The following is a 16220-nucleotide window of genomic DNA, read 5'->3' on the forward strand; positions in this document are numbered from 1 at the left end:
TTTTGTCTACTTGTAGTGTAGCGAAAGAAGAAAAACTTCGTCAATCTTTTACGGAATAATAATTTGATCTTTTATCTTTTCAAGAGACTTCGCACCAATCCCATCAATCTCTAATAAATCTTCTATTTTCTGAAACGGACCATGTTCTTCTCGATATTTCAAAATACTTTCTGCCTTTCGAGAGCCAATTCCTGTAATCTTTTCCAATTGCTCCTTCACTGCTGTATTTATTCGAATCTTGCCATCTTCCTTAGAAGAAGTAAACATCCCTTGTTCTGACTCATTTTTACTCGGTATATAAAGAAGCATTTGATCTTGTACAATTTGTGCTAAATTCACTTTTTTGATATCTACTTCTGATAAAAAACCACCAGCCTTTTGAACCGCATCCTTTACGCGATCTCCTTCCTTCATTTCATATACCCCTTCTTTATTAACCGCTCCTTTCACATCAATTATAATTGTTCTTTTCTGTTCCTTTGTATCCGATATTTTCGGTTTACCCTTTTTTTCTATCTCCTTCTCTTGCACATTCATTGTAATAGGCGTTCGTTCTACACTCTGATTCGTTTTCCAAAAAACAAGAAAAAGTAAAGTTCCAATAATAGCTACTAAACCTAACCACTTTTTCGGAAAATCCCACATCATTTTACACCTCTAATCATAAATTTATAACATCATTCATATTGTTTAGGAGAAAGCTGTTACGAAGGAGGGATGAAACTTTGAACATAGGAATTATAGGGACAGGAAACATGGGGAATATACTAATCGATGCATTTTTAGAAACCCGTGCTGTCAAACCTTCGTGCCTTACAATCATTAATCGGACGCCTGCCAAAGCATATCATATAAAAGAAAAATACCCTTCTGTTCATATAGCAAAAACAATCCCGGAAGTAATCGAACAATCACAACTTATTTTTATTTGCGTTAAGCCGATAGATATATACCCTATCCTAAAAAAATACGCTGAACATTTTTCTGATGAAACGTGCTTAGTTTCTATTACGAGTCCAATATCTCCATCACAATTAGAGACTCTCGTACCTTGTCACGTCGCGCGTATCATTCCAAGTATCACAAACCGCGCCCTCTCTGGCGCCTCACTATTTACATTTGGAGATAATTGCTCTGAAGAATGGCAACAAAAATTACTTCGTCTATTCAAAAACATTTCTACACCTCTTGTAATAGAAGAAGATATAACGCGCGTTTCATCTGATATAGCAAGTTGCGGTCCTGCTTTCTTTAGTTATTTACTACAATGCTTCATTAACGCTGCTGTAGATAAAACAAATATTACACACGAAGAGGCTACTACTTTAGTAAGTGAAATGGTCGTGGGGATGGGGAAATTACTTGAAAAAGAAATCTTCACATTACCTACCTTACAAGAAAAGGTTTGCGTGAAAGGCGGCGTTACTGGGGAAGGCATTCGGGTTTTAGAAGAACACGTTGGAGATATGTTCCATAAGTTAATCGAGCGAACACATGAAAAATTTGATGAAGATTTAGAATGCGTTGATCAGCAATTCAATAAACACACATAATAAATACGTCATTTACATTCCAAATCCTTTTTATAAATAATTACTTTTTTACAATACATTTTCACTTCAACTACTATTCCCACACTTTACGCATACGATCTTCAGATTATGCTAGAACTAAAGATACATCTTCTTTATAAAACAAAAGCAACCTTCTCGGTTGCTTTTGTTTTATCCCGCATTAACGGCCAGTAAAATCCCCACCTTAAAACTCAGCGAAAGCAAAGAAGTTAGGAGGGGGTCGGGCTGCCCGTAAAAGCCCGATTGGTTCAACTAATAATCAGCGGGGAGCTTCGCACCCCGCTGATTAAAGTTTCACTTTATCCGTTTTTCTTCGCCATGAAGAAAATACGCTCTGTTTGTTCTGTAACTTCAAGTCGCTCAAAATCACCTGTTACACGAAGCACTGTAAAACCTGCTTCTTCAAGCCATTTCGTTAACTCTTCCACTTGATATGCACGTTGCACGTGACATTCGTCAAACCGATGGTACACATCTTCTTCTGGATCTTGAACAAAGAATGTTAAATCATGCTCTACACTATTTGATTCTTCACCAGGGAAGCAATTCCAAATAAGAGATATTTCTTCTCCATTCACTGTATACGTTTCATTTTGAAATACATGATGTATTTTATATAAAGAATGTACATCAAATAAAAACAAGCCATCTTGGCGTAAATGGTGAAATACTCTTCTAAATGTTTCTTGCACTCCATCTTCTTGCAATACATAATTTAATGAATCACAAAAGATGGTTACACAATCAAACTCACCTGGAACATCAAGCTCTCGCATGTCTTGTTGATAAAAAGGAATAAAGTATCCCTCTGCTCCCAGTTTTTGCTGAGCGACTGTTAACATTTCTTCTGAAAGATCGACACCTATTAAATCGTAACCCTTTTGCACAAGCGGAAGGGTTACATTACCCGTACCGCATGCTACATCAAGAATTTTTGCCTCTTTCATATCTGCTTGCTGCAGGCTTTCCTCTGTGAATTCCACCCATTTATCATAAGGGACATCATTCATTAGTTCGTCGTACAACAATGCAAATTGTTCGTATTTCATTGGCCTAGCTCTTCTGTAATATCTTCACGTGGCACATCGCCCCATAGACGCTCTAAATTATAGTGATTACGCTCATCTTTATGGAATACATGAGCAACTACATCTCCAAGATCAACTAATACCCAACGTGCTTCGTCAAAACCTTCCATACGTTGTACGTCGATTTGGAACTCATGTGCTTTTGATTTAATTTCACGTGCAATTGCTTGCACTTGTTTATCTGAATTACCGTGACAAATAATGAAATAATCTGCAATTGGTGAAATACCTTGCATATTTAGGACAACCATATCTTCTGCTCTTTTATCATCAGCTGCTTTTGCCGCTAATACTAATAAATCTTTATCGTTCATTTACTCATTTCCTCCTTGATAACTGCATTGTATGTTTGGAATGTTAATGGATAAATCATCTGATTTTTTTCCATTAAAAATTGAATTGTTTTCTTTAACGCAAATAATAAAGCTTGATTTATATCCGTATATGCGAGTTTACGAGCCTCTTCCACACCTGGAAACTTTCGCCCTGGCTCAATGTAATCAGCTACATAAATCACTTTATCTAACATTGTCATGTTCTCATGACCACTTGTATGATATGTAATAGCTTGCAAAATTTCAGAATCCGTAATGCCTACCTCTTTTTCTACTAAGTATGCCCCAACAGGCGCATGCCACAACTCTTTATTATAGCAAAGTAAATCTTTCGGCAAATCTTCACGTTTAATAATCTCTTCCATCTCTGAAATCGCTCTACATTTCGCATAATCATGGAATATAGCTGCCATCTCTGCTTTTTTCTCGTCCACACCGTATAACTTAGCCAGCTCAATCGCTGTCTCCATTACACCAATTGTGTGTGTATAACGTTTTTCATGCATTTGTTGTTTAACAATATGAAGTGCATTCTCACGATTCATACAACCCATTCCTCTCGATATATACCTGTACTTTTTCAGGAAGTAAGTATTTACACGTTTTCTTCTCCTTATATCTCTCACGTAATAAGGATGAAGAAACTGCAAATTCCGGAATTTCCACTGTAGTAATCTGATACGGCGTATGCAATGTGTACCCAGGTCTCGCAACTCCAACAAACGTTACAAGATTAAGTAAAGCTTCAATGTTATACCACTTCGGTAAATACTCAACCATATCCCCACCAATAATAAAGTGAAACTGCACATCCGGATACTTCTTCGTCAATTGCAACATAGTGTCATACGTATAAGATGGGCCCTTCCTGCTTAACTCTTCTAAACAAATAGAAAAGTGTTCTTCTGCCTCAGTCGCGAGCTCTAACATATGTAAACGTCTTTCTATACTTGTAATATTACGTCCTTGTTTATGTGGCGGAATCTGGTTTGGCAAGAACCATACTTCTTCCAAATCCAAAGCGTGATATACTTCATTTGCAATTAGCAAATGTCCATAGTGAGGCGGATCAAATGTACCGCCAATGATGCCAATTTTCCTCAAAAGAAACGCCCCTTCCTTTTACATACAGCAACTCTCCTTGGTTAGGAATGAAGAGAGTTGCTATTAATAAAAGTTCAATTGGTTTCGCTCTCTACATCATTACGCATCAGCGATAAAAATAGCGCATGCTAATCTTTTTATCGAGGAAGCTTAATTTGTTTATTTTCTCTTGATTCTTTGTATAAAACGATTGTGCTTCCAATTACTTGAACGATTTCAGCACGTGCACCTTTTGCAAGTTCTTCCGCAACCTCACGGCGATCAAATTCACAGTTTTGTAATACACTTACTTTAAATAACTCACGAGCTTCTAAAGTATCTGCGATTTGTTTAATCATATTTTCATTTACTCCGCCTTTTCCTACTTGAAAAATTGGTGTTAAATGATGTGCTTGTGCACGTAAAAATCTTTTTTGTTTTCCTGTTAACATATATGTTAGCCTCCAAGCTTTTCTATAACTAATTGTTTCATTCTCCCGATATTCGGTACACTTCCTGTCCACATTTCAAATGCAAGTGCTCCTTGATACACAAACATATCAATACCATTTTGAATGATTGCACCTTGCTCTTTTGCCTCACATAAAATTTTCGTTTCAAATGGATTATAAATTATATCTGATACAATCGTTCCTTTTTTTAACGAACAAATTTGTAATGGCGTATGTTCGACGTGTGGATGCATACCTATTGTTGTCGTCTGAATGATAATATCATAATTCCCTTGTTCTTCTGTCGCTTTTTCTAACGACAAAGCAACAGAATTAACATCGGCCGTACGTGCAGCAATAAGTTCTTTCGCCTTATCTACTGTACGATTGGCTACATCAATCTCTTTTACACCTACATCAGCAAGAGAAAAATAAATAGCTCGGCTAGCACCACCTGCACCAAGTAACAAAATACGTTTCCCTTGAAGTGGTTCATGACTAATTGACTGCAACGCTCGAACAAAACCAATCCCATCTGTGTTGTAGCCAATTAACCTTCCATTCTTATGAACCACTGTATTTACTGCACCGATTTTCCTTGCCAATGGGTCAATCTCATCCAAATACTCCATAATAGCAACCTTGTGCGGAGTTGTTACATTAAATCCTGAAATACCTAATGCTTTTAAACCTCTTACTGCTTCCCCTAGCACTTCCTCTTCAACAAGAAACGCATGATAATGGGCATCCATATTCAAGTGTTCAAATGCATTGTTATGCATAACGGGTGATAATGAATGTCCAATTGGATTTCCGATTACACCATATAATTGTTTCATAAATCCCTCTCCATATTAAATTAAAGATTTACGTAGTGAAACACTTACTCCTTTTGGTACGTGTGCAACAATTTTTGCTCCTGGTTCGTTCACAGTAACCCATCCTAATCCAGAGAATACAACATCCGTTTTAGGTTCACGAATATTAAATTCGTATTTCACTAGCTCAGGCATATTTGCTAATTCTTCTGGCGTTGGTGGGCTTAGTAAATCCCCAGCATGATTTTTATATAATTCATCTGCTTTCTCAAGCTTTGTACGATGAATTGTTAAGCGATTCGAGAAGTGACAAGTAAACGCACGACGACCACCACTTACATAATCAAAACGTGCCAATCCACTAAAGAATAACGTTTGTTCTTCGTTTAATTGGAATACCATCGGCTTAATTTCTTTTGTTGGTGTAATAAGCTTTAAGCTTTGCTTTCCAACATAATGAGCCATTTGGTGGTGGTTAATAATACCTGGCGTATCATATAAAGAAGATTCTTCGTCTAATGGAATATCAATTAAATCAAGTGTTGTTCCTGGGAAATGAGATGTTGTAATTACATTTTCAGTCTCATCACTAAATTCTTTAATCATACGATTAATAAATGTCGATTTCCCTACATTCGTACATCCAACAACGTAAACATCTTTGCCGCCGCGATAATACTCAATAGCATCTGCTAGTTCAGCAATTCCTTGTCCCTTCGCTGCACTAATTAAAAAGACATCTTCTGGTTTTAATCCTAGTTGCTTTGCACTATAGCGCATCCAATGCTTTACTTTATCATGTTTTACTGACTTTGGAATTAAATCAGCTTTATTTCCAACAAGTAATACTTTATTATTTCCTACGAAACGATGTAAACCAGGTAACCAGCTACCATTAAAATCAAAAATATCTACAATTTTGACTACTAATGCATCTGATTTTCCAATTCCATTTAAAATGCGTAGGAAATCATCATCTGTTAACGATACATCTTGAATTTCATTGTAATGCTTCAAGCGAAAACAACGTTGACAAATAACTTGTTCTTTCTCTAAAGATGAGGTAGGAGCATACCCCACTTCGTTTTTATTTTCTGTTTGAATTTCTACACCGCAACCAATACATTTAATTGTTTCAGTCAAACTTTATTCCTCCCAGTTAATTAAACCTTTTTTCTTCATATTTTTCATAATTCTGCGTTCAATTTTTCGATTAAAGCGCGTCACTAATCCGTCCGTTTGTGCTACCGGTACAACTAAAATTGTATGAAGCCCTACTCGGTTTCCACCAAGCACGTCAGTCAGTAACTGATCTCCAATTACCACAACTTCCTCTGCCTGTAAACGCATCTCTTGTATCGCACGCTTAAACGCTCGAACAAATGGTTTACGTGCACTATGAATAAATGGAATGCCTAATGGGTCAGCAAAATCTTTTACACGTTGCTCATTATTATTTGAAACAACCGTTACTTGGATGCCGTGCTCTTTCATTTTCAAGAACCATTTTTCAAGTTGCGGGGTTGCATTTGGACGATCCCATTCAATTAAAGTGTTATCTAAATCAGTAATAACACCTTTAATCCCACGTTTTTTTAAATCTTCTGGTTGAACATGATATACATTTTTCACATATTCATTTGGTAAAAATAGTTTCAATTTCTTTCACCTCTTTGAGGATTTTTCATAAAATTTTTCGACAACATTTTTCGATATATAACCTGTGGATAAAATTGTACACATTTTCCACATTAATTTTTCAGTTAATTTGGAATTTACTAACAAACTATACACACTTTATCCACCTAGGTATGTGGATAACCACCCGTTTGTGACTGTCATATTTTTTTGGTACATTAAATGCATCAACGAATCAATCCTTATATTATTAGGAGGTGACTCACCTTGAAAACAAAACATATGGAACAGTTATCCACTGAGTTACTCACTGAGTCTTATTATAAAGCAAAAGAACTAAAATTAAATCCCGACTTCATTTTACTTATAAAACAAGAAATCATTAGACGCTCATTAGAGGACAAGCTTGTCAAATCTTCTTGATTACATATAAAGTGAAAGTTTAATTAGCCCGTACCAATCAAACAGTTACAGGATAAATTATTGGATGCCCTGTAAAAAGAGCCATCCTACGATGGCTCTCGAATAAACAAGTACTCCCATCTAGGGGATTTCATCATTAAGTATCTTTGCCCATAACTCTTACTTACGGTTATAAAAGCTTTTCTTTATTTATGAGCTAATCGAGTAGCTATTTTTTCACCAAGACGAAGCTCTTGTCCACTCTTTAATTCCTGCACTACTTCTATCATATCTTTTTCAAACAATAACACAACTGTTGAACCAAATGTAAAGTATGCCATTTCTTCACCTTTTTGAACAGTATCTCTCTCATGCAAAAGCTCGATACTATTAACAAACATGGCACCTACTTTTACAAGAGCCATATGCTCACCATCACTGCTTATTTCTGTAACAGAACGATAATTTTTTGACAGCGGTTCTTTCCCGTATTCCATACCAGCTGCATTTACCGGATATGATTTTCTACCGAGTACAAATCTTTCAGTCACAGAACCAGAAAGCGGACTATGAATGCGATGATAGTGACTTGGACTCAAATAAATTACCATATATGTACCGCCTGCATATCGCGTTGCACGTTCTTCATTACCTAGCATATCCACAATTGAATAGCGCTTTCCTTTAATATCAAATGTTTTTGTATCCTCAATAGGACCATGATCTGCAAAAACACCATCAACAGGACTAACGATACTCGATGCATCTGTATCAATACTACGCTTTCCTTCTTTTAGCTTACGCGTAAATAATTCATGCAATGTTCTATATTCCTTCAAGCCCTTTTCCATCTCATCTTGATTAATTTGAAAAACTTTCGCATACGATGGAATAATGATAGAGCTCAAACGAGATTGTGCAAATTTACGTAATATATAAGAAGTAAAGCGACCATTTGTAAGTTCTATCATAAGTCGATATAATGTACGTCGCAAATTGCGAAACCCCCTAATCAGTCTATAACTTTAGTTTTCCCTTCTTTTCTTTCTATATCATATGTAAAATTGGTTCTTATTCCCACATATCATATAAAGCAGCCTTATTATACATACAGAAAACTAAGTATGGTATTATTCTTAAATTATTTAGCACCTTCTAATATTACAGATAGAATCCGTCATTTTCAACAGTGAACATGTATTTCTTCTTAGCATAACGCGTTTTCTTTTCTTATTTACAATAAGAAAAGCAGCCCCTTTTAAAATATGGCTGCTTCTAATACACTTTACTCTTTCGCTTTTTTCTCTTTCTCTGCCCTTACAAACTCGTGGAACATCTTCATTAAAGCACGCTTTTCAATCCTTGATACGTAGCTTCTAGAAATACCAAGCGCCTTAGCGATTTCCCGCTGTGTTTTCTCCTTATCTAGCCCAAGTCCAAAACGTTTCACAATCACTTCTTTTTCTCTTTCGTCTAAAATATCGATATACTCTTTAATTTTTTCTAACTCCATACTAAGCTGAATCATATCAATTACATCTTCAGACTCTGATTTTAATATATCAATAAGCGATATTTCATTGCCCTCTTTATCTTGCCCAATCGGATCATGAAGTGAAACATCTTTTTTCGTTTTCTTTAGTACACGTAAATGCATCAAAATTTCATTTTCAATACAGCGTGCTGCATACGTCGCAAGCTTTGTTCCCTTTCCTGCAGAATAGCTCTCGATCGCTTTAATGAGCCCGATCGTACCAATTGAAATTAAATCTTCTGCATCTTCTCCTGTGTTCTCAAATTTTTTAACGATATGAGCTACAAGCCGTAAATTATGTTCAATCAAAAGATTTCTCGCTTGAGCATCACCTTGCTCCATTAACTCTAAGTACTTTCTCTCATCATCTGATGATAACGGCTGCGGGAACGCATTATTCTTTACATAAGAAACAAAGACAAACACTTCTCGAACCATATATCCAATTGCGGCGAATAGACTCAAACCTTTCACCTCCGCCAAAATAGTGGTCTTTATTATGTGTATGTAGGCGTGAGGTTGTTTGTGTCTGTACAGTTTATTTATAAAACTCAACACTTCTAACATTTAAAATATTTTATTGTTATATTATAATTAAAAGAAATTGTTATTTATATATGAATATGCTATTAAAGGGGACACTATTCATGATTACATTAGATCGATTATTAAATGTAACAATTTATTTAGGGGGATTTTTACTTTTCATTTCGTTCATTACTTTTGTTATTAAAAGAGGGCCTGATTTATTATTTTTTCAATTTGGAATTTCTTTATTTTTTGGAGCTCAAATTATAACTGGAATGAAATTTTTTCATAACTATGGTTTTTCCTTTCACTCAAAACTAGAACTACTTATCTTTATTCTCTATGTAATTGGAATTATTACATGTATACTATTTTTCTTTCACTTTCAAAATCCGTATCGAATTTTTTTATTAATTTGTAGTTGTTTATTTTTGACTGGATCCAATTATTACTTTAAAGAAACATTAAAGTTTAATAAAAAATTTCCAAAGCAACATAAAACCTTTTTAAATACACAAGAAGAAGACTCTTTTCCAAAAGAAGTTCGTAAATTTTCAGAAGACTACAATACTATAATAAAAAATGAGTTTTATGAAATACCCATGATTCCTACTGAATTACATATTACAAGCAAAACAGATTCTTCCCGTAGTACATCTTTCTTAGTTGAACTTCAAACTAACGAGAATGAAATTACCGATGACTCTGTACAATTAACTCAATCAGACCGTTTTTATGTAGTGTTAAATACACCAAAAACAAAAATAGCAAGGATAGTATATGAAGGGCAGAATTTTTTCACATTTACAGTCACACTAAAGGCTCTTAATTTACAGCAAGAACCGGAAATTCATAATATGTTTTTAGAAATAGATAAACGTAGAGCAATGAATCTTCTTAATTTTGAAATTAAAGCCCATACTAAAGAATGGAAAGTAACATTTAAAAACGATAGTTCTCATTCCGATCTTCCTATCACATTTACTTTTGAAAAACGAACAGGCAAATTATAAAAATAAAAAGAGTTATTTTTATATTCTTTGAAAAATAACTCTTTTTATTTTACTTACTCCAAATCTTTCTCCCAGTTTGAGCATCAATATAACGAATTTCCCGACTACAATCAAAAGGTTCTTTATGTTTTTCATCTGTCGTTTGTTTGTACAGTAGTTTGTACTGGGTTTCCTCTGCATCATGATCTAAAAACCATTCTAATTTAACTCGGATAGCCTCTCTGTATATTTCTAACGCTTTTTCTTTTGTTACTTTTGGTGTTGTTTCATATGTAAGTAATTCTTTTATAAAGTTGCCAGACTCTCCAGAGTAGTGCATCACAGCTCCATTTTCTGCATTGATGTTGATCATAATATATTTCCGCTCTACGTGAATGTCATTTACATAGATTGAAAAGGAAAACCTCTCTATCCCCTCTTCCTCCTCATAATTATCCCAAAGTTGAACATACTTTGTCGCATCTGGGATAATATGCTCTAAAAATTGAAGTGCCTTGCTTAAACATTGCTCTCTTGATAAGATTGTTTTCCTTTTTTTCTCATCCTTCCACATAAAAAAAGAAAGCAATTGATTTGTTTCTTTATCTAGAGTAATTACAACGAATTCATTATGTTTCAACATTGGAAAATGTTTTTTATAAAACTCATCCATTGAATATGAATCCTTCTCTTCTATTTCTTTTTGTAATTCTTCTTTTAATACAAATTTTATCCGGACTTCATCCTCATCTACTTTTTCATCTATTTTGACAAACTTCCCCTTGTCCCAATCAAATAAATCAAACACATCTTTTTTTTTGACTACTCTTTAGCGGTTTATCAACAAGTACTGTAGAAGGTAATTTATAGTGTTCTGGCCCATATAAATCTTTACCTGTACTTGCATCAATAAACGCATGACTAGGCTCTGGTTCATATACAAGATGGTACCCTTTTACTTCTTCCCCGTTTTCATACTCACATGAAGAGTATGTTAAATCTACAAATACAAGTCTCATATCTTGTCTAGCTTTCAAATTTTCTAAAACGATATTCTCCCCAACAATTTCACTTGGCCATAACGTTTTTTTCTCTATGGCTTTTTGTCCATTGTAATGAAAATGCAAAACATTACCTGAAGGGTGCACTCGCACAACACACCCAGTATTCGGCAATGGATAGCTATTCACTTCTTGCATATAATTTACTTCTTTCCAACCGCGCCTGTCGTCCTTAACCGTTACATATGTATAGAATTCATATCCTTCTTTTGTATATTTTTTTAAGAATGTATTTGCAACCTCTCTTGCTTTATTCTCCTCTATCGCTCCCTTATCACTCGAAAAAGAATTTCCATCATCTATCCTAAATTCAATTAAATTACCAGTATGTCTATTTAATGTAATTTGTATCTGTTTCTCCTCATCACCTTTATGTCCCCACCATAATAGATGATACGGGTCATCAACCCCTTCTTGATCATCTACAACAAGCCTATATTCATCTGGAATTTCAATAATATGAGCTACGTGCTCTTTTCTTTCTTTATCTTTTTGATTCACCATACCCTCTCCTTCGTTACAATTTAAGGTAATTATAACAAAGAAAACCAAAACTTATTAACAAAAGAAGACTAGAGATATCTCTAGTCTTCTACTTCGTCTCACGATGTAACGTTACTCGCTTTAATCGTGGACAATATTTTTTTAATTCGATACGTTCTGGATTGTTTCGTTTATTTTTTTTAGAAATATAATTACGATCACCGCACTCCGTACAAGCTAATGTAATATTTACACGCATAGGTAATTCTCCTTTCTTTCAAAGATTGCAAACTAAAACGTAATGATTACGATTTATATATTATAAAACTTCATTCTATTTGTCAATTGCAAAAACAAGAAGATTCTATTTAGAATCCCCTTGTTTTTATAGTTAAATAAATTTTATTAAAACGATTCGTATGTAACAAACTCACTAATTGGCTTTCGATATCCTCTTGGACGAACTTTAGTCGTATCACTTTTCCCTATCGTAATCATTAAAACAGGTATTACATGCTCTGGCATATTTAATTCACTTTGTACTGCTTTTTCATCGAAACCAATCATTGGACATGTATCATAGCCATAATATTTAGCTGCGTACATAAAAGTCATCGCACTTAACGAAGCATTTCTAATCGCTTCATCCTCCATGAAACGCTCTCCTTTTCCTTCATATAAACCTTTCGTTTGCCTAATGGTATCTTCATATTCGCATTCATCAATCATTTTTAAAACTTTCATACCGAAGTAAATATTTTCAACATTTTGGTATGCTCTTTTATCACCACAAACGAGCACTACCGCTGATGCACTCGATACTTTATATTGACCGAACGCTAATTCTTTTAATCTTTCTTTTCGCTCTTGATCACGAATTACAACATAATGTGTGTGCTGCAAATTATAGCAAGATGGAGAAAGCTTAGTTAACTCAAATATTTTTTTAAAATCCTCATCAGGGATTTCTATACCTTGTATAAATTTCATTGCAGAACGTCTAGCAATTGCTAATTCTTCAAAGTTCACCATATATCCTCCTTAATAACTATAAATTTAAATATACATTAATTTATACAAATGGATAAATCAAATGAAAACACTTTAAATCCGAATAATAATTATGATTAACAGCAAAAAAGACAAAAAGCTGAAACAATTAGTTCATACGAAATTCACACGAATCTATTACTATAGAAATTGTACATAGTGAACTTATTAACAATCACGTTTATTTATATAGAATCTTACTTGAAAGGAGTTGAAAGTATGAAAACTAAATATCGCTTTATGATCTCATCATTTGCTGCTTGTGCTTATATGATTTGGTATTTAGTATAATAACAACCTCACTTGTAAATAGGAAAAGGTGTGTATATAAATGGAATATAATCAATCAACAGTTAACTACTGGAAAGCTTTTGTATTACCATATACATTTGCTTTAGAAGAGTTAAAAACTAAATTTGAAATTATGAACCGGGAAGCTCAATTTCTAGAGGATTACAACCCGTTTGAACATATAAAAACAAGACTAAAACAACCTGAAAGTATTATTAAAAAGCTAGAACGCAAAAGCTTATTACCAACAGTTGAAAACGCTCAAACACATTTACAAGATATTATTGGTATTCGTATTACATGTTGCTTCGTAGAAGATATTTATCATTTGAAAGAAGTCATTCAAAAACGCGAAGATATGGAAGTCATTGAAGTAAAAGATTATATCGCTAACCCAAAACGAAACGGATATAAAAGTTTACACATGATTATTAAATATCCTTTATCACTGAATTCTGGTACAAAAGATGTATTTGCAGAAATTCAGTTACGTACACTGGCAATGGACTTTTGGGCAAGTTTAGAACACAAACTTTATTATAAATATGAAGGGAAAATACCGGAGTATTTAAAAGATGAACTACATGATGCAGCAATGAAAGCTGAAGATCTTGATAATAAAATGGCCACAATTCGTCAAGATATTGATGATATTGAGGCATGCTCAAATCAAATTATGCTACCACTATAAAAAAAGGTTCTCGCCAATGAGAACCTTTTTTTATACCATTTTTTGGAGGTGTGACTCCCACACTTATTAAAGTTTCACGTTATTTTTTCTCTATCGTGCGAACCTCTTCAATCTTCCATTTCTCATCTTCTTTTCCAAGAGCGTACCGTACTTTCTTTTGAAGAGTGACACTATCGTCTACTTCCTTTTCTTTCGTTTCAACAATAACATACCCTACTTTACTAGCTTTCATATCTATATGTTCCAATTCAATCTTCTTATTTCCCTTTTGAAATGCGGCTTCTTTTTGTGTTTTTAAGTCTTCAGCACTAGGCATCTTCTTTGAAAATAACTCCATATGTTCTGCAAGATTTTTTTCATTTGTCGTTCGCACAAATGTAGTAATAACATCTTGAATAGATCTCTCTTCTTCTTTTGTTATTTGTACCTTTTCCTCAGATTTTTTAGTAGTAGATTTTTGTTCTACGTTATTCTCTTCTTGTTGACATCCAACTATTAATACTACAAATACTAGAAGGAATCTTAATTTTCTAAATAACTTCCCCATATTCCCAACTCCTAAAAAGAAAAGTGAGGCATTTCGCCTCACTTTCGCTCTTAATTAACGTCTTCCTTTATTCGGATCGCCGCCGCCAACAATATCAAAGACACGTTTCGCTATATTTGTATTCTCCTGAACGCCTGAGAATAAGTATTTACCTGGACCAAATGCATACACGTTCACATCTTCCCCTGTATGTCCACCAGTTGTCCAGCCTGTAACCGAGCGCTTATTGAAAATATCTTCAATTGCATTATCAATCTTTGTTACATCTTTTGACGGAGCTATATCATTTACAGCTTGAATTTCTTCTGGAGTTAATTGTAAATCAATATACTTTTTCAATGTTTCTTCTACATTTGCACCTTTTGCAATCTCATTTGCCATAAAGTCTGGTGTGCGTTTTGCAGCTTTAATTGGATCTACTTTAAAGTTATACTCGCCATTGGCACCTAAAGATAATCCACCTGTAGCGTGGTCTGCCGTTGCAACAACTAACGTATTTTTATCTTTTTTCGCAAACTCAATCGCTGCTTTGAAAGCTTTTTCGAAGTCTTCCATTTCACTCATTGCACCAACGATATCATTATCATGTCCAGCCCAGTCGATTTGACTTCCTTCCACCATTAAGAAGAAACCATTTTTATTTTTGTTCAAACGCTCAATTGCTGCATTAGTCATTTCTTCTAATGAAGGTGTTTTATCATTACGGTCAATCATTTTATCTAATCCACCTGGTGCAAATAAACCAAGAATTTGATCATTTTTATCATTTAACAATTGATCTCGATCCGTTACATAGCTATAACCAGATTTCTTAAACTCTTCTGTAAGATTACGATCTTTTCTAACAAAGTTCTTTACGCCGCCGCCAAGCATAACATCTACTTTATGCTTCCCTTTAATTTTCTCATCAAAATAATCATTTGCAATTGCGTCCATATTTTTACGGCTAATGTCATGCGCACCGAAAGCAGCTGGTGTTGCATGTGTAATTTCAGAAGTTGCAACAAGTCCCGTTGATTTCCCTTTTTCTTTCGCTTGCTCAAGAACCGTTTTCACTTCCGCTTTATCATTATCAACTGCAATTGCAGCATTATATGTTTTAATCCCTGCTGACATAGCTGTTGCTGCTGATGCAGAGTCTGTAATATTTTCATGCTCATCTTCTGGGTATGTTTTTTGTGTTCCTACAAGATGCTTATCAAATTCTGTAGATTCCATTTCAAAGGTTTTTGGATTATCTTTCATATAACGGTGAGCCGTCATATATGAAGGGCCCATACCATCCCCAATTAATACGATAACATTTTTAATCTTTGCATTGCTTCCGTTCTCATCTGCATTAACCTCACTAGAACGAGTAAAATTCCATGTTGCTACCGAAGTAACTGCTAATGATGCCACAACTGCAAATGGCCATGCTTTTTTCACAAACTTTTTCACTGTCTTGTCCCCCTAATTAGGTTATTCATTTCCCACTATCAAATTTAATGGAAGACTATTAAGAGAAAATTAGCTGTATGTAAATTTTTTGTTAACTTATGTAAATATCAGTTATAATTTGTATAACTTTGTCTCTTCGTATCAACTATCCTGCCCTTTACAATTTAAATATAAACAAGTTGGATTTCATTTAACGTAAATCTCTTTTTTTAC

19 protein-coding genes and 1 pseudogene are annotated in these 16220 nt (G+C 34.4%); 4 read left to right on the top strand and 16 right to left on the bottom strand.

All coding sequences use genetic code 11. The features are described from left to right. Positions 1-48: 48 nt before the first annotated feature. On the bottom strand, positions 49-648 hold the full coding sequence (locus tag AC0ONG_RS20360; protein ID WP_016077252.1) for a helix-hairpin-helix domain-containing protein: 600 nt from the start codon (positions 646-648) through the stop codon (positions 49-51). A gap of 77 nt (positions 649-725) precedes the next feature. Here AC0ONG_RS20360 and comER point away from each other — a divergent pair, with 77 nt between their 5' ends. Then, positions 726-1553: a late competence protein ComER gene (comER, locus tag AC0ONG_RS20365; RefSeq protein WP_001020554.1), complete on the top strand. Its 828-nt coding sequence runs from the start codon at positions 726-728 to the stop codon at positions 1551-1553. Between the two features lie 320 nt (positions 1554-1873). On the opposite strand, the gene AC0ONG_RS20370 is transcribed toward comER, so the two are convergent. From AC0ONG_RS20370 to AC0ONG_RS20405, 8 genes are all read right to left on the bottom strand, one after another. After that, complete coding sequence (locus AC0ONG_RS20370; protein ID WP_000873064.1) at positions 1874-2623, bottom strand: class I SAM-dependent methyltransferase; 750 nt, start codon at positions 2621-2623, stop codon at positions 1874-1876. Further along, positions 2620-2976 carry a ribosome silencing factor gene (gene rsfS, locus AC0ONG_RS20375; RefSeq protein WP_000998173.1) on the bottom strand — a complete coding sequence of 119 codons (357 nt, stop codon included), beginning with the start codon at positions 2974-2976 and terminating at the stop codon, positions 2620-2622. The genes AC0ONG_RS20370 and rsfS overlap by 4 nt, the downstream gene beginning before the upstream one ends. Then, positions 2973-3542: a bis(5'-nucleosyl)-tetraphosphatase (symmetrical) YqeK gene (gene yqeK, locus AC0ONG_RS20380; RefSeq protein WP_016077251.1), complete on the bottom strand. Its 570-nt coding sequence runs from the start codon at positions 3540-3542 to the stop codon at positions 2973-2975. The genes rsfS and yqeK overlap by 4 nt, the downstream gene beginning before the upstream one ends. Beyond that, a complete protein-coding gene (nadD, locus tag AC0ONG_RS20385; RefSeq protein ID WP_001226031.1) occupies positions 3532-4101 on the bottom strand; it encodes a nicotinate-nucleotide adenylyltransferase in 570 nt (189 codons plus the stop codon). Before nadD ends, yqeK begins: the two co-directional genes overlap by 11 nt. A gap of 137 nt (positions 4102-4238) precedes the next feature. Next, complete coding sequence (yhbY, locus tag AC0ONG_RS20390) at positions 4239-4532, bottom strand: ribosome assembly RNA-binding protein YhbY (protein ID WP_000955224.1); 294 nt, start codon at positions 4530-4532, stop codon at positions 4239-4241. Between the two features lie 5 nt (positions 4533-4537). Further along, positions 4538-5371, bottom strand: a complete 834-nt coding sequence (gene aroE, locus AC0ONG_RS20395; protein WP_000812105.1) for a shikimate dehydrogenase — start codon at positions 5369-5371, stop codon at positions 4538-4540. Positions 5372-5386: 15 nt separating this feature from the next. Continuing rightward, on the bottom strand, positions 5387-6493 hold the full coding sequence (gene yqeH, locus AC0ONG_RS20400) for a ribosome biogenesis GTPase YqeH (RefSeq protein ID WP_000140807.1): 1107 nt from the start codon (positions 6491-6493) through the stop codon (positions 5387-5389). A gap of 3 nt (positions 6494-6496) precedes the next feature. Further along, positions 6497-7009, bottom strand: a complete 513-nt coding sequence (locus AC0ONG_RS20405) for a YqeG family HAD IIIA-type phosphatase (protein WP_000765316.1) — start codon at positions 7007-7009, stop codon at positions 6497-6499. Between the two features lie 246 nt (positions 7010-7255). Between AC0ONG_RS20405 and sda the strand changes: the two genes are divergently transcribed. Next, a complete protein-coding gene (sda, locus tag AC0ONG_RS20410) occupies positions 7256-7411 on the top strand; it encodes a sporulation histidine kinase inhibitor Sda (RefSeq protein WP_000850094.1) in 156 nt (51 codons plus the stop codon). Positions 7412-7596: 185 nt separating this feature from the next. Here the strand turns inward: sda and AC0ONG_RS20415 are convergent, their stop codons facing one another. Then, on the bottom strand, positions 7597-8385 hold the full coding sequence (locus tag AC0ONG_RS20415; RefSeq protein WP_001254999.1) for a phosphatidylserine decarboxylase: 789 nt from the start codon (positions 8383-8385) through the stop codon (positions 7597-7599). Between the two features lie 290 nt (positions 8386-8675). Further along, positions 8676-9389 (bottom strand): RNA polymerase sporulation sigma factor SigK, encoded by a 714-nt coding sequence (gene sigK / locus AC0ONG_RS20420; protein WP_000051382.1) that lies wholly within the window; start codon positions 9387-9389, stop codon positions 8676-8678. Between the two features lie 182 nt (positions 9390-9571). On the opposite strand from sigK, the gene AC0ONG_RS20425 reads away from it, so the two are divergent. Next, positions 9572-10465, top strand: coding sequence for a hypothetical protein (locus AC0ONG_RS20425; protein WP_000631114.1), 894 nt, complete (start codon positions 9572-9574; stop codon positions 10463-10465). A 49-nt stretch (positions 10466-10514) separates the two neighbouring features. On the opposite strand, the pseudogene AC0ONG_RS20430 reads toward AC0ONG_RS20425, so the two are convergent. From AC0ONG_RS20430 to AC0ONG_RS20440, 3 genes and pseudogenes are all read right to left on the bottom strand, one after another. After that, positions 10515-12009: pseudogene (locus AC0ONG_RS20430) on the bottom strand (YcdB/YcdC domain-containing protein). An 88-nt stretch (positions 12010-12097) separates the two neighbouring features. After that, the gene (gene rpmG / locus AC0ONG_RS20435) at positions 12098-12247 is read right to left on the bottom strand and encodes a 50S ribosomal protein L33 (protein ID WP_001265617.1); all 150 of its coding nucleotides are present in this window, start codon (positions 12245-12247) and stop codon (positions 12098-12100) included. A gap of 146 nt (positions 12248-12393) precedes the next feature. After that, entirely contained in the window at positions 12394-13020 is a 627-nt protein-coding gene (locus tag AC0ONG_RS20440) for a nitroreductase family protein (RefSeq protein WP_000245980.1), read from the bottom strand. Positions 13021-13369: 349 nt separating this feature from the next. On the opposite strand from AC0ONG_RS20440, the gene AC0ONG_RS20445 reads away from it, so the two are divergent. Continuing rightward, entirely contained in the window at positions 13370-14020 is a 651-nt protein-coding gene (locus AC0ONG_RS20445; protein WP_000456230.1) for a GTP pyrophosphokinase, read from the top strand. Between the two features lie 79 nt (positions 14021-14099). Here the strand turns inward: AC0ONG_RS20445 and AC0ONG_RS20450 are convergent, their stop codons facing one another. Next, positions 14100-14567, bottom strand: coding sequence for a hypothetical protein (locus tag AC0ONG_RS20450; protein WP_000517093.1), 468 nt, complete (start codon positions 14565-14567; stop codon positions 14100-14102). Positions 14568-14621: 54 nt separating this feature from the next. After that, entirely contained in the window at positions 14622-16007 is a 1386-nt protein-coding gene (locus AC0ONG_RS20455) for an alkaline phosphatase (RefSeq protein WP_000714908.1), read from the bottom strand. Positions 16008-16220: the final 213 nt, after the last annotated feature.

The organism is Bacillus sp. TCT6, from assembly GCF_056033845.1.